This is a genomic window from Streptomyces sp. NPDC039736 (assembly GCF_055596485.1).
Window position 1 is genome coordinate 105,511 of sequence record NZ_JBVIUQ010000013.1, and the last position, 13,036, is coordinate 118,546.

The window sequence follows — 13,036 nt, forward strand, 5'->3', positions numbered from 1 at the left end:
ACAACACCGGTCGCACGGGACGTTGGGGGAGTCATGAGCGAATACAGCGAATACACGGACGCGGTCACGGCATTGGGACGGGCGCGGAAGATGGAGGGCGCCGCCCGGCGCGGCAGCAACTGGTACGCGCGCTACCTCCTGGTCTTCGGCGTCGCCCAGTTCGGCTTCGTCCCCCTGGTCGTCCTGTGGCACGGCGCGCTGGCCACCGCCGTCACCATGACCGGGTACGCGGTGATGATCGTCCTGCTGAGCGTGTACGCGGCCGGGCAGCGGACGGCGCGGCGTCATTTCGGCCTCCGGCACGGGCTGCTGATCGGCTCCTGGGCACTGCTCTACGCGGCGACGATCGTGCTGCACGGCCAGGACGGGTGGGCGGACAGCGTGCCGCTCGCCGTCGGGGGCGCCCTGGCCTGCGCACTGCCCCTGCTGGCGGGGGCGGCGTACGAACTGCGGCGGACGGCGTGAGCGGGCAGCAGGCCGGGGCGCACCCCCGGCACGCGCTGGCACCGCTGTTGACCTCACCGGTGCGGCTGTCCGTGGTGGCGGCGCTCGTTCCGCTCGACAAGGCCGACTTCGCCTTCGTGCGCGACCTGGTGGAGGTGTCCGACTCCGTGCTCTCCAAGCAGGTGGCGGCGCTGGAGGAGGCCGGGTGGGTGACCGTGGCCAAGGGGCGCGTCGAGCGCCGGGCCCGGACGTGGCTCGCGCTCACGGCGGAGGGGCGGGCGGTGTACGGACGTCACTTGGCCGCCCTCCGGGCCATTGCGGGCGGACAGGGGCTTGACACCCCCACCTGACCTGGGTGAACGTGTCCCGCCACGGGATCGGTCAGCTTCGGCCGACCGTCGCCGAAAAGGGCGGCGAAACGACCAGAAGCACACTTAACCCATCAGTCACAAACCGTTCGTGATCGCGCAACACCGCTGAGCGAGAGTGCTGCCATGACACACACGCAGTGCCGCACGGCATCCTCTTCCCGGCCCGCCAAGACCCGGCACCGCCACCACTGGCGGCGCGATCTCGTGGAGCTGGCCGCGCTCTTCACGGCGGTGGCGGTCGCCGACTCGATCGCGAACATGATCGTGCACGGTCCCGACGGTCCCGTGCTGCTCGTGGCGTCGGCGGTGGCGCTCGCCGGCACCGCCGGGTTCCACACCTGGTGGGCCAGGAAGCACGGGCACGCGCCCCCGCCGACGCCGCCGACCGATCCCGGGGCGGCCGCGGCTCCGGCCGCCGAAGCCGCCGGAAGCACGGGAACCGCCAAAAGCGCCGCAGCCGTCGCGGCCACGGGAACCGGCGACGCCCCGGAGCGGGGCGAGACCGCGCTGTGGCGGATGCGCACCACGGTCAAGGACGAGCCGGGGTCGCTGGCCGCGCTGTGCACGGTCCTCGCGCGGCTGGAGGTCGACATCCTCACCCTCCAGGCCCATCCGCTGGGCGCCGGCACGGTGGACGAGCTGCTGCTCAGGGCGCCCGCCGAGGTGCAGATCCGGGACCTGTCCCGGGAGGTCGCGGCCGCCGGGGGGCGCGACACCTGGCTGGAGCGGGCCGATGCGCACGACCTCGTGGACGCGCCGGCCCGGGTGCTCGGGCTCGCCACCCGGACCGCGCTCGACGCCGCCGAACTGCCGCTCGCGCTGCGCCAGTTGCTCGGCCGGTGCACCATCCACTCGCTGCCCGCCACCACCCTCACCGGCCGGCCGTTGGGGCACACCGCTCCCGTGGAGGGCGTGCTCGAAGGAACCGTGATGCGGTTCGGGGACCCGTCCGGCGGGGGGATCACCGTGGAGCGGCCGTACCTGCCGTTCACGCCCACCGAGTTCGCGCGGGCCAGGGCGCTGGTGGAGCTGGACGCCCGGCTCGGGCCGCGGGTGCCGCGCAGCCAGGACGTGCTGACGCTGCCCGCGGGCAACGCCATCACCGTCCGGCGGGCCGGACCCGACGACCTCGAAGCGGCGCTCGCCCTGCACGGGCGCTGCTCCGAGCGGACCCTGAACCTCCGCTACCACGGCCCGGTCGGCGACGCGGACCGCTACCTCACCCACCTGCTCAGCCCCCGCTACGGCCGCACCCTGGCCGTGCAGACCGCGTCCGGGCGGCTCGTCGCCCTCGGCCATCTGCTGTGGGACGGCGACGAGACCGAGGTGGCCCTGCTCGTCGAGGACGCCTGGCAGCGCAGGGGCATCGGCTCCGAGCTGCTCGGGCGGCTGGTGGGACTGGCCGCCGAGGCGGACTGCGAGAGCGTGTACGCCGTCACCCAGGCCTCCAACACCGGCATGGTCGCCGCGATGCGCGGTCTCGAACTGCCGCTGGACTACCAGATCGAGGAAGGCACGCTGGTGGTGACGGCCCGGCTCGGCTCCCCCGTCACGCCGGAACGCCTTCGGCTCGCGCCGGGGGAAGGCCTCCCGTACGTCCCCGGCCCCGATCGGGGCTGAGGCCGGCGGGGAGCGGGGAGTCGAGGCCCTGGCGGGCGGCCGGTGCGGAACCGGCCGCCGCCAGGGCCTCGCACAGATCGCGCCACAGGTCCTCGACGTCCTCCAGCCCGACCGACATACGCAGCAGCCGGTCGCTGACGCCCGCCGAGCGCCGGTCCGGTTCGGCCACGATCCGGTGGCTGATGGAGGCCGGGTGCTGGATCAGGGTGTCGACGCTGCCGAGGCTGACGGCCGGGGTGATCAGGCGGACGCCCGCGATCACCGCGTGCGGGTCCCCGTACACCTCGAAGGCGACCATCGCGCCGCCCAGCTCGGGGTAGTGGACGCGGGCGACGCGCGGGTCGGCGGCGAGGCGGCGGGCCAGCTCGGAGGCGTTCGCGGAGGCGGCCCGCATCCGCACCGGGAGCGTGGACAGACCGCGCAGCAAGAGGTAGCCGGCGAGCGGGTGCAGCACCCCGCCGGTGGCGAACCGCACCTGGCGCAACCGCCGCGCGAACTCCTCGTCGCAGGCCACCACCCCGGCCAGCACGTCACCGTGCCCGCCCAGGTACTTGGTGGCGCTGTGCAGGACCAGGTGCGCCCCGTGCTCGACCGGGCGTTGCAGCACCGGCGTCGCGAAGGTGCTGTCGACCAGCAGCGGAACCGAGCCGCAGGCCGCGGCGACCGCCGCGATGTCGATCTCCGCGAGCGTCGGGTTGGCCGGGGTCTCGACCATCACCAGGCCCGTGTCGGGGCGGATCGCCTCCGCGATGCCCGCCGGGTCGGTGCGGTCGACCCAGGTGACCTCGGTGCCCAGCAGCCCGGCCGTGAGGAGGTGGTCGCTGCATCCGTAGAGCGGGCGCACCGCCACCACGTGCCGCAGTCCCGCCGACGCCCGCACCAGCAGGACGGCGGTCAGCGCGGCCATGCCGCTGGCGAACGCGACGGAGGCGTCGGTGCCTTCGAGCCGGGCGAGCGCCTCCTCGAAGCGGGCGGTCGTCGGGTTGTCGAGACGGGCGTAGACCGGCGGCCCTTCGGGCAGTTCGCCGGTCGTGGCGAAGGCGTCGATGCGGGCGGCCTCCGCCCGGCTGTCGTGGGAGGGGTACGTCGTGGAGAGGTCGAGCGGCACGGCGTGCACGCCCAGCGCGGCGAGGTCTTCGCGGCCGGCGTGAACCGCCTGGGTGGCGAGGGCCCGGGGTGCGGGCGAGGGGGCAGAGGTCCGGGGTGCCGGACGCTCGGACGCGGCGGCCCGGGGTGCGGGCGAGGAGGCTGCGGTCATAGGTCGCAGTCTGAACACCTGACGGGCCAATGCGTCGAACTCCCGTGCTACGTTCGGCGGATGGCTGATTCCGTCGTACTGGACACGGTCGACCTGCACATTCTGCGCCTGCTGCAGAACGACGCCCGGACGACGTACCGCGACCTCGCCGCCGAGGTCGGCGTCGCCCCCTCCACCTGCCTGGACCGGGTGGCCCGGCTGCGCCGCTCCGGTGTGATCCTGGGCCACCAGCTGCGGCTCGACCCGGCGAAGCTGGGGCGCGGCATCGAGGCGCTGCTGCTGGTACAGGTACGCCCGCACCGGCGGGAGCTGATCGGCCCGTTCGTGGAACGGATCAGGGCGCTGCCCGAGTCGCGCGCGCTGTTCCACCTGACGGGGCCGGACGACTACCTGGTGCAGGTGGCGGTGGCGGACACCGCCGACCTCCAGCGCCTCGTCCTGGACGAGTTCACCTCCCGGCGCGAGGTCGCCCGGGTGGAGACCCGGCTGATCTTCCAGCAGTGGGACTGCGGGCCCCTGCTGCCCCCGGCGTCCGCGCAGGTCACGGGGCGGCCGGGGGCAGTCGCGGAACACTAGTGACGCGGACCCCCTTCTCGTACGAGGATGTCCGCATGTCAGACAACAGCACCCTTCGCACCCCGCTCCCGCGCGAGGTCGCCGACGCGTACGTCGACGCCCTGATCGCCCTCGACCCGGTTCTCGGCACCAGCCTCGGGGTCCGGGCGAGCAACCGCTCACTGCCCGACTACTCCCCCGAGGGCCGCCAGGCCGTCGCGGAACTGGCCCGGCACACCCTCGCCGTCCTGGACGAGGCGGAGCAGCGGCCGGAGGCGGACACCGAGGCCGAACGGCGCTGCGGACGGCTGCTGCGCGAGCGGCTGACCGCCGAGCTCGCGGTGCACGCGGCGCGGGAGGACCTGCGCGCGGTCAGCAACATCCACTCCCCCGCGCACACCGTCCGCGAGGTCTTCACCCTCAACCCGACCGAGACCGACGAGGACTGGGCGGACATCGCCGAGCGCCTGCGCGGCGTCCCGGCCGCCTTCGAGGGCTACCGGCAGTGCCTGGAACTCGGCCTGGAGCAGGGCCTGCTGGGCGGCCCGCGCCCCACCGCCACGTTCGTCGAGCAGCTCACCGAGTGGGCGGGCCGGGAGCGCGGCTGGTTCGAGGAGTTCGCGGCCGACGGCCCCGCTTCGCTGCGCGCGGAGCTGGACGAGGCGGCCCGTGCGGCGACGGCGTCGGTGGTGGCGCTGCGCGACTGGATGCGGGACGTGTACGCCCCCGCCGTGCAGGACGCGCCCGACGCCGTGGGCCGTGAGCGGTACGCGGTGTGGGCGCGCGCCTTCAACGGCGCCGACCTGGACCTGGACGAGGCGTACGCGTACGGCTGGGCGGAGTACCACCGCCTGCTCGCCGAGATGCGGACCGAGGCCGAGAAGGTCCTGCCCGGAGCCGGGACCCCGTGGGCCGCTCTGGCCTGGCTGGACGAGCACGGCACGCACATCGAGGGCGTCGAGGAGGTGCGGGTCTGGCTCCAGGCGCTGATGGACGAGGCGATCGACTCCCTCGACGGCACCCACTTCGACCTCGCCGAGCGGGTGCGCAGGGTGGAGTCCCGGATCGCCCCCGCGGGCGGCGCGGCGGCCCCGTACTACACCAGCCCCTCCGAGGACTTCTCCCGCCCGGGCATCACCTGGCTGCCCACCATGGGCGAGACGCGGTTCCCGGTGTACGACCTGGTGTCGACCTGGTACCACGAGGGCGTGCCGGGCCACCACCTCCAGCTCGCCCAGTGGGCGCACGTCGCCGACCAGTTGTCGCGCTACCAGGCGTCGGTCGGTCTGGTGAGCGCCAACGCCGAGGGGTGGGCGCTGTACGCGGAGCGGCTGATGGACGAGCTGGGCTTCCTGAAGGACGCCGAGCAGCGGCTCGGCTACCTGGACGCCCAGATGATGCGCTCGACGCGGATCATCGTGGACATCGGCATGCACCTGGAGCTGGAGATCCCGGCGGACTCGCCGTTCCACCCGGGCGAGCGGTGGACGCCGGACCTGGCCCAGGAGTTCTTCGGGATGCACAGCGGGCGGCCCGCGGACTTCGTGGAGAGCGAGCTGACCCGGTACCTGTCGATGCCGGGCCAGGCGATCGGCTACAAGCTGGGCGAGCGGGCCTGGCTGAAGGGCCGTGAGAACGCGCGGGCCGCGCACGGGGAGTCCTTCGACCTGAAGGCGTGGCACATGGCGGCGCTGTCGCAGGGATCGCTGGGGCTGGACGACCTGGTGGACGAGCTGTCGAAGCTCTGAGCCGTCGAATGGGGGCGGGGGCGGCCGGCCGAGGAGGTTTCCGGCGCGGGTCTCAACCGCGCCGGAAACCGCCCTCCGAGTCGATGACCTGGCCGGTCACCCAGGCCGCTTCGTCGGTGGCCAGCCAGGCGAGCAGCCGGGCCGGGTCGTCGGGCAGGCCCCAGCGGCCCGCCGGGAACATCGACGCGACGGCGGCGTGCGGCCCGCCGGACAGGTAGCCCGTGTCGACCGGGCCCGGGTTGACCGCGTTCACGGTGACCCGGAGGTCGGCGAAGGCCGTGGCCAGGCTGCGGGTCACGGAGGCGAGGGCGCCCTTGGCGAGGGCGTAGGCCAGTTCCCCGGGCATGCCGCCGCCGTGGTCCTGGCCCGAGGTCATCAGGAGCAGGCGTCCGCCCGGGGCCCGCGCCGGCCGGGCGGCGCGCAGTCGGGCGTAGGCCTGGGCGAGCAGGATCACCGAGCGGGTGTCGGTGGCCCAGTGGGCGTCGAGCATGTCCGCGTCGATCTCGTCGAGGGTGCCGTCCGAGCCGCTGAGGGCGTGGTTGGCGACCAGGACGTCCAAGCGCCCGCCGAGGGCTTCGGCGGCGGTGGCGACCAGGGCGGCGGGGGCCTCGGGGGCGCTCAGGTCGCCCGGGCCGTGGGCGACGACCGCGTCGGGGTCGCTGCGGGCCTCGCGGACGTCGGCGGCCACTCCTTCGGGGCCCTCGGGGTCCGCGCCCCACGGCTGGGCGGCGTCGTGCGGGACGTGGTGGTGCAGATAGACGCTCGCCCCGTACGCGGCGAGCCGCCGGGCCACCGCGCAGCCGATGCCGCCGCGCCGGCTGGCACCGGTGACGAGTGCGGTACGGCCCAGGAGGGGGCGCGGGTCGCGTCGGAGGTCTTCGGCGGCGGGGTGCTGGATCTCGGGCATGGCCCGGATCCTCTCGAAGCGGGCACCTCCGCGCCACCGGATTCCCGGCCGCCGCGGGGTGTCCGGCGGTCCCGGAGGCGTCAGCAGCCGCAGTCGTCCGGGCCGGCCGGGGCGGTCAGCGGGTCGGCGGCGGGGGTCACCGGGCCTGCCCCGGTCTCGTACGTGAAGCCCTCGCGGATCCAGTACTCCATGCCGCCGAGCATCTCCTTCACCGGGTAACCGAGTCGGGCCAGGGCGAGGGCGGCGCGGGTGGCGCCGTTGCAGCCGGGCCCCCAGCAGTAGGTGACGACGGGGACGCTCCGGTCGAGGAGCCGTTCGGCCTGCTCGGGGATGAGGGCGTTCGGCAGGTGCAGGGCGCCGGGGACGCGGCCCTGGTCCCAGGAGGCGGTGCTGCGGGTGTCGACGACGACGAAGCCGGGGTCCGCGCCGGTGGCGGCGGCAGCGGCCAGGGTGGTGGCGACGTCGGAGACGTCCGCGTGGAAGGCGAGGTCGGCGGCGAAGAACGCGGCGGCGTCGGCGGGGGCCGCGGGCGGGGTCTGGAGCACGGGGTTGGCGGCGGGTGCGGCGGGAGTGAGTGTGACGGTGGCTGTGGAGGCGACGGGGTGCGTCGTGGTGTCGGTCATGACCAGAAATCTACGGTCGGCGACCCGTCCGCTGAAGTGGATTCCCCCGGCGCCCCTCTTGATCTGCCGGGGATTCCCCTGTTGTCTGTGCGCATGACCGGATATTCCCCGGACGCCACGGACTGGCGCATCCTGGAAGCCCTGCAAGCCGAAGGCCGCGCCACGTTCGCGGAGTTGGCGCGGACCGTCTCGATGTCGTCCAGCGCGGTGACCGAGCGCGTGCGCCGCCTGGAGGAGGCGGGCGTGATCTCGGGGTACGCCGCCGTGGTCGAGCCGGAGCGGATCGGCATGCCGATCCTCGCCTTCGTCCGGCTGCGCTACCCGCACGGCAACTACAAGCCCTTCCACGACCTCCTCGACGTGACGCGGGAGGTGTTGGAGGCGCACCACGTCACCGGCGACGACTGCTTCGTGCTGAAGGTCGCCGCCCGGTCGATGCGGCACCTGGAGGAGGTGGCCGGACGGATCGGGGCGCTCGGTTCGGTGACGACCAGCGTGGTGTACTCCTCGCCGCTGCCGCGCCGGGCGATCAGCCCCTGATCCGCGCTCTCAGCCCTCCGCCCCTCTGCGGCGTACGGTCGAGCCCGAACGCCCCTTGAGCACCTCCAACTGGACCGGGATGCGGCGGCGCAGGTCACCGACGTGGCTGACGATGCCGACGCTGCGGTTGCGTTCGCGCAGCGCGTCCAGCACGTCGATCACCTCGTCGAGGGTCGCCTCGTCGAGACTGCCGAAGCCCTCGTCGATGAACAGGGTGTCCAGGCGCACTCCGCCCGCCTCGTCGGTGACCACGTCCGCGAGACCGAGGGCCAGCGCGAGGGAGGCGAAGAAGGTCTCGCCGCCGGACAGGGTGGAGGTGTCGCGCTCGCGGCCGGTCCAGGAGTCGACGACGTGCAGGCCGAGTCCGGCCCGCCTGCTGCCCGTTCCGCCCGAGCGTTCGTCGGAGTGGACAAGGGTGTAGCGGCCGGCGGACATCCGGTGCAGGCGGGTGGTCGCGGCGGCGGCGACCTGTTCGAGGCGGGCGGCCAGGACGTAGGACTCCAGGCGCATCTTGCGTTCGTTGTCGGCGGAGGTTCCGGCGGCGAGTCCGGCGAGGCGGGCGACCCGCTCGTAGTCGGCGCGCAGCGGGCCCAGCCGACGGGCCTCCTCCTCGGCCTGCCTGCCCAGGCGGGCCAGTGCGGCACACCGGTCGCGGGCGGCGTCGTACGCCGAGGTGGCGTCCCGCTGGACGCGCTCGGCGGCGTCCAGCGCGGCCTGCGCCCGCCCGGGAACGGCGGCGGGCCCGGCGGCGGCCTCGGCGGCGTCCGTCTCGCGCAACCGCTCGGCGACGGCGGCCCGTTCGGCCTGCCAGGCGTCGATGCGGTCCTGGAGGGCGTTCTGCTCGCGGTGGTCGAGCAGGGCCCGCGCCGCGTCTCCGGGGGTGGCGAACCCGGCCCTGAACGCGGCGTCCGCGAGGGCCCCGTCGGCGCTCTTGAGGCGCTCGGCGGTGTCCTCGTACGCCCGGACCGCCTGCGCCGCCTCCGCCAGCAAGGCGGCCCGGCGGGTGAGGGTGGCGAACTGCTCCTCGACGCTGCCCGCACTGCCGCGCGCCCTCGTCAACTCCTCCTCGATTACGGCCAGTTCGCGTTCGATGGCCTCGCGGTGGGAGGTGCGGGCGGCGCTGCGCCGGTCCGCCTGCTCGCGGGCGTCGAGACGGCGGGCGTGCTCCTGCTCCGCGCGGGCGAGCTCCTCCCGGGCGGCGTGCATGTCGCCCGCGCCGGCGTGAGCGTCCGCGTGGTCCCGGCGCAACTCCCCTTCCAGCTCGGCGAGTTCCTCGACGCTCGCGTCTCCGGCCTCCGCCCGGGCGGCCGCGTGGTCCTGCCGGAGCTGCGACAGGGCGCTCTCGGCCTGCGCCCTGGCCTCGTCGGCCCGCCCGTAGGCGTCCTCGGCGCGCTGTTCGGCGTCCCGGTCGACGTGTCCGGCGCCGGCGCGGGCGGGGGCGGGGTGGGCGGTGGCCCCGCACACCTTGCAGGCCTCGCCGTCGCGGAGTCCGGCGGCGAGTTCGGCCGCGATGCCGCTGAGCCTGCGTTCCCGCAGGTCGAGCCAGTGCTGGCGGGCGTCGCCCGCCGCGTCCCTGGTGTCCCGGAGGTGCCGGTCGGCACCGTCCGACTGCCGGCCGAGCGCGTCGCGGCGGCGGGCGGCGGCCAGCCGGGCGGCGGCCGGAGCGAGCTGCGACTCCAGTTGCCCGGCACGCGTCGCGGCCGCCTGCGCGGTCTCGATCCGCTCCTGGAGCCGCTGTCGTACGGTGTCCCATCCGGCGAGCCAGTCCTCGGCGTCCTGGCGCACGTCCTCGTCCGCGCGGGCCTCCCGGTCCAGGGCGGCACGCTCGGCGGCGATCTCGGCGCTGCGCCGCTCGGCCCGGCGGGCGGCGTCGAGGCCGCCCAGTTCCTGCCGTATCCCCCGCTCCCGCTCGGCGAGCTGGTCGGCCCCGGCGTCCGCGAGGGAGGCCGGGAGGCGGGTGCGGGCCTGCTCGTAGAGGCTGGCGGCGTCACGGTGTTCGCGTTCGGCGGTGTCCCGCAGGGTCAGGGCGGGGGCGACCCGGTCGGCGGCCCTGGCCAGGTCCTGGCGGGCGCAGAGGTCCTCGAACTGTGCCCGGCGCTCGTCCAGCGCGGCGGCGCGGCGGCGGGTCTCGGCGTACCGCTCCTGGAGCCGCAGCAGTTCCCGCTGCTCCTCCAGTACGTGCCGGGCGGCGGCCCGCCTGCCGTCGGCGGCGGTGACGGCGCAGGCGGCCAGGTCGCGGCGCTCCACGGCTCCGCTGCGGGCGACGGCGGCCCAGGCGAGGACGGCGGCGGCGAGTCCGGGGTCGCCGGGCCGCTGCTCGGGGCGGGGCAGGTCGCGGGCGGCGGGCCCGGCGGCCTCGGCGGTGCGTTCGGCGAGCGCGAGGAGGCGGTCGTCGCCCTGCTTGACCTGCTGTTCGGCGGTGCGGCGCAGTTCGGCGAGGCGCTCTTCGACGGCGGCGAAGCGGCGGGTGTCGAAGAGCTTGCCGAGGAGTTTGCCGCGGGCTTCGGCGTCGGCGCGCAGGAAGCGGGCGAAGTCGCCCTGCGGCAGCAGGACCACCTGGCAGAACTGCTCGCGGTTCATCCCGACGAGCTGGGTGATCTCCTCGCCGATCTCCCGGTGCGAGCGGCTCAGGGCCTGCCACTGGCCCGTCCCGGGGTCGCGCTCGCGCAGCCAGCTCTGCGCCTTGTCGGTGATGAAGCCGGCCCGGTTGCCCTTCTTGGGGCGCAACTGGGCGGGACGGCGGGTGATTTCGAGCCGTCGGCCGCCGACGGTGAGGTCGAGGACGACCTCGGTGGGCACGCCGGGCGCGGCGTGGTCGCTGCGCAGGGTGAGGCCGCGCCCGTCGCGCACGCCGGGGACCGATCCGTAGAGCGCGAAGCACACGGCGTCCAGGACGGAGGTCTTGCCCGCGCCGGTGGGCCCGTGCAGCAGGAACAGTCCGGCGGCGTTGAGCGCGTCGAAGTCGACGCGCTGGGGGGCGCCGAAGGGCCCGAAGGCGGTGACGCGCAGGGAGTGGAGTCTCACCGGGCCACCTCGCGCACCGTCTCCTCGACCCGCACGGCGTCGAACGCGCCCCGCAGAACGGCCCGTTCCCGTCCGTCGGGTCCGCTGCCGCCGCGCACGTGCGCCACGAAGTCCTCCGCGATCTGCTGGTCGTCCCGGCCCTTGAGCCGCTGGGCGTACGAGAGGTGCTCGCCCTCGGGCCCGCGCTCGGGGGCGAAGACGAGGCTCACCGTGTGCGGGAAGCGGGCGCACAGGCGGGCCATCGGGTCCAGGGGCCGCACCGGGTCGGTGAGGGTCGCCTCGACCCAGGAGCCCTCGTGGCGGTCGAGCGCGGGGTCGTCCAGCAGGTCCTCCAACTGGCCCCGCAGCCGGGCGAGCGGCCGGGGCACCGGGCAGTCGAGCCGCTCGGCGGCGATCTCGCCGCCCGGCCCGAGGTCGATCAGCCACATGGTCTTGCGGTGGTTGACCTCGGAGAAGGAGTAGGCGAGCGGCGAGCCGGAGTACCGGACGCGTTCGGAGACCGTCTGCGCGCCGTGCAGGTGGCCCAGCGCCACGTAGTCGACGCCCGCGAACACCCCGGCGGGGACGGCGGCGACTCCGCCGACCGTGATGTCGCGTTCGCTGTCGCTGGGCTCGCCGCCCGCGACGAAGGCGTGGGCGAGGACGACGGACCGCGTTCCGGCGGGGCGGGCGGCGAGGTCGGCGCGCACCTGGTCCATGGCGGCGGCGAGCACGTCCTCGTGCCGGGCCTTCGCGGCCCCGAGCTGGTCGCGTACGAGAGCGGGCTCCAGATAGGGCAGCCCGTAGAACGCGACGTCGCCGTGGCCGTCGGACAGCACGACCGGGGTGGCGCAGCCGGCGGGATCGGTCCGCAGGTGGATTCCCGCCCGCTCGATGAGGCCGGCGCCCACGCCCAGGCGGCGGGCGGAGTCGTGGTTGCCGGAGATCATGACCGTCGGCACGTTCTCGGCGGCGAGGCGGTGCAGGGCCTGGTCGAAGAGCTGCACGGCGGCGAGCGGCGGCACCGCGCGGTCGTACACGTCCCCGGCGACCAGGACGGCGTCCACCTCGTGCTCGCGGACCGTCGCCACCAGGTGGTCGAGGTACGCGGCCTGGGCGTCGAGCAGTCCCACCCGGTGGAAGGACCGGCCGAGGTGCCAGTCGGACGTATGCAGAAGCCTCATGGTTCACGAGAGTAAAGGGAGGGTCCGACGATCAAGGCGGCAACGGGGGAATCCGCCGCCCCACGGGCCTCGTGACCCGCTGTGCCCCCTGCTCCACGGCCCTCAGGCATCGCCGTACGCCTCTCCGCCGAGCGCGAGGGAGGCCGTTCCGGCCGTCGCGTCCGCGAGCCAGCCGCGGAAGGCGTCGACATCGGCGTCCGGCAGCCCGATCTCGATGGTGACGGCCTCCGCGTACCGCACCTCGCGCACGGAGCGCCCGGTGGCCCGCAGGTCGTTCTCCAGCTTACCCGCGCGCTGGTGGTCGACGGTGACGGTGGCCAGCCGGAAGCGCTGCCGGGTGATCGTCCCGAGCGTGTCGAGCGCCTCGCCGACCGCTCCCCCGTACGCCCTGATCAGGCCGCCCGCGCCGAGCTTGACGCCGCCGTAGTACCGGGTGACGACGGCGACGACGTACCGCACCTCGCGGCGCATCAGCATCTGGAGCATCGGCACCCCGGCGGTGCCGCCGGGCTCGCCGTCATCGCTGGCCTTCTGGACACCGGCGTCGGCCCCGACGACGTAGGCGTAGCAGTTGTGCGAGGCGGTGGGGTGCTCCTTGCGGACGCGGGCGACGAAGTCCTGCGCCTCCTGCTCGGTGGCGGCGGGCGCGAGGGCGCACAGGAACCGGGATCGGTTGATCTCGGTCTCGTGCACGCCCTCCTGGGCGACGGTCCGGTACTGCTCCTGCATCCGCCCACCCTATGCGGCCTGCGGATACGCGCGCCCGCCGAGGCGTTCTCGGGC

12 protein-coding genes are annotated in these 13,036 nt (G+C 74.8%); 6 read left to right on the forward strand and 6 right to left on the reverse strand.

The genetic code is table 11. The features are described from left to right. Window positions 1–33 precede the first annotated feature (33 nt). From ACZ56L_RS31520 to ACZ56L_RS31530, 3 genes are all read left to right on the forward strand, one after another. Window positions 34–465: a hypothetical protein gene (locus tag ACZ56L_RS31520; RefSeq protein WP_471067916.1), complete on the forward strand. Its 432-nt coding sequence runs from the start codon at window positions 34–36 to the stop codon at window positions 463–465. Then, entirely contained in the window at window positions 462–794 is a 333-nt protein-coding gene (locus ACZ56L_RS31525; RefSeq protein WP_471067918.1) for a transcriptional regulator, read from the forward strand. The genes ACZ56L_RS31520 and ACZ56L_RS31525 overlap by 4 nt, the downstream gene beginning before the upstream one ends. Before the next feature lie 144 nt (window positions 795–938). Beyond that, complete coding sequence (locus tag ACZ56L_RS31530; protein ID WP_471067921.1) at window positions 939–2,435, forward strand: GNAT family N-acetyltransferase; 1,497 nt, start codon at window positions 939–941, stop codon at window positions 2,433–2,435. Here the strand turns inward: ACZ56L_RS31530 and ACZ56L_RS31535 are convergent. Further along, the gene (locus ACZ56L_RS31535; protein WP_471067924.1) at window positions 2,365–3,693 is read right to left on the reverse strand and encodes a trans-sulfuration enzyme family protein; all 1,329 of its coding nucleotides are present in this window, start codon (window positions 3,691–3,693) and stop codon (window positions 2,365–2,367) included. The genes ACZ56L_RS31530 and ACZ56L_RS31535 overlap by 71 nt on opposite strands. Window positions 3,694–3,753: 60 nt before the next feature. Between ACZ56L_RS31535 and ACZ56L_RS31540 the strand changes: the two genes are divergently transcribed. Together ACZ56L_RS31540 and ACZ56L_RS31545 are read left to right on the forward strand one after the other, a co-directional pair. Beyond that, window positions 3,754–4,269, forward strand: coding sequence for an Lrp/AsnC family transcriptional regulator (locus ACZ56L_RS31540; protein WP_471067927.1), 516 nt, complete (start codon window positions 3,754–3,756; stop codon window positions 4,267–4,269). A 35-nt stretch (window positions 4,270–4,304) separates the two neighbouring features. Beyond that, on the forward strand, window positions 4,305–5,996 hold the full coding sequence (locus ACZ56L_RS31545) for a DUF885 domain-containing protein (protein ID WP_345225255.1): 1,692 nt from the start codon (window positions 4,305–4,307) through the stop codon (window positions 5,994–5,996). Between the two features lie 52 nt (window positions 5,997–6,048). On the opposite strand, the gene ACZ56L_RS31550 is transcribed toward ACZ56L_RS31545, so the two are convergent. Next, window positions 6,049–6,903 carry an SDR family oxidoreductase gene (locus ACZ56L_RS31550; protein WP_471067930.1) on the reverse strand — a complete coding sequence of 285 codons (855 nt, stop codon included), beginning with the start codon at window positions 6,901–6,903 and terminating at the stop codon, window positions 6,049–6,051. 80 nt (window positions 6,904–6,983) lie between these two features. Continuing rightward, window positions 6,984–7,526: a rhodanese-like domain-containing protein gene (locus tag ACZ56L_RS31555; protein ID WP_471067933.1), complete on the reverse strand. Its 543-nt coding sequence runs from the start codon at window positions 7,524–7,526 to the stop codon at window positions 6,984–6,986. 93 nt (window positions 7,527–7,619) lie between these two features. Here ACZ56L_RS31555 and ACZ56L_RS31560 point away from each other — a divergent pair, with 93 nt between their 5' ends. After that, window positions 7,620–8,066, forward strand: coding sequence for an Lrp/AsnC family transcriptional regulator (locus ACZ56L_RS31560; RefSeq protein ID WP_345225250.1), 447 nt, complete (start codon window positions 7,620–7,622; stop codon window positions 8,064–8,066). A gap of 9 nt (window positions 8,067–8,075) precedes the next feature. Here ACZ56L_RS31560 and ACZ56L_RS31565 read toward each other — a convergent pair whose 3' ends face one another. The 3 genes from ACZ56L_RS31565 to ACZ56L_RS31575 all read right to left on the reverse strand — a co-directional run bounded on the left by ACZ56L_RS31565 (window position 8,076) and on the right by ACZ56L_RS31575 (window position 12,982). Further along, window positions 8,076–11,090: an AAA family ATPase gene (locus ACZ56L_RS31565; protein ID WP_471067937.1), complete on the reverse strand. Its 3,015-nt coding sequence runs from the start codon at window positions 11,088–11,090 to the stop codon at window positions 8,076–8,078. Next, on the reverse strand, window positions 11,087–12,253 hold the full coding sequence (locus ACZ56L_RS31570; RefSeq protein ID WP_345225245.1) for an exonuclease SbcCD subunit D: 1,167 nt from the start codon (window positions 12,251–12,253) through the stop codon (window positions 11,087–11,089). The genes ACZ56L_RS31565 and ACZ56L_RS31570 overlap by 4 nt, the downstream gene beginning before the upstream one ends. A gap of 102 nt (window positions 12,254–12,355) precedes the next feature. Next, a complete protein-coding gene (locus ACZ56L_RS31575; protein WP_471067940.1) occupies window positions 12,356–12,982 on the reverse strand; it encodes a YigZ family protein in 627 nt (208 codons plus the stop codon). Window positions 12,983–13,036: the final 54 nt, after the last annotated feature.

Bases quoted from the DNA above. Each gene is read 5' to 3' on its own strand.
- ACZ56L_RS31530 (WP_471067921.1), top strand. From the start codon at position 939: ATGACACACACGCAGTGCCGCACGGCATCCTCTTCCCGGCCCGCCAAG.
- ACZ56L_RS31540 (WP_471067927.1), top strand. From the start codon at position 3,754: ATGGCTGATTCCGTCGTACTGGACACGGTCGACCTGCACATTCTGCGC.
- ACZ56L_RS31520 (WP_471067916.1), top strand. From the start codon at position 34: ATGAGCGAATACAGCGAATACACGGACGCGGTCACGGCATTGGGACGG.
- ACZ56L_RS31575 (WP_471067940.1), bottom strand. From the start codon at position 12,982: ATGCAGGAGCAGTACCGGACCGTCGCCCAGGAGGGCGTGCACGAGACC.
- ACZ56L_RS31545 (WP_345225255.1), top strand. From the start codon at position 4,305: ATGTCAGACAACAGCACCCTTCGCACCCCGCTCCCGCGCGAGGTCGCC.
- ACZ56L_RS31550 (WP_471067930.1), bottom strand. From the start codon at position 6,903: ATGCCCGAGATCCAGCACCCCGCCGCCGAAGACCTCCGACGCGACCCG.
- ACZ56L_RS31570 (WP_345225245.1), bottom strand. From the start codon at position 12,253: ATGAGGCTTCTGCATACGTCCGACTGGCACCTCGGCCGGTCCTTCCAC.
- ACZ56L_RS31535 (WP_471067924.1), bottom strand. From the start codon at position 3,693: ATGACCGCAGCCTCCTCGCCCGCACCCCGGGCCGCCGCGTCCGAGCGT.
- ACZ56L_RS31555 (WP_471067933.1), bottom strand. From the start codon at position 7,526: ATGACCGACACCACGACGCACCCCGTCGCCTCCACAGCCACCGTCACA.
- ACZ56L_RS31560 (WP_345225250.1), top strand. From the start codon at position 7,620: ATGACCGGATATTCCCCGGACGCCACGGACTGGCGCATCCTGGAAGCC.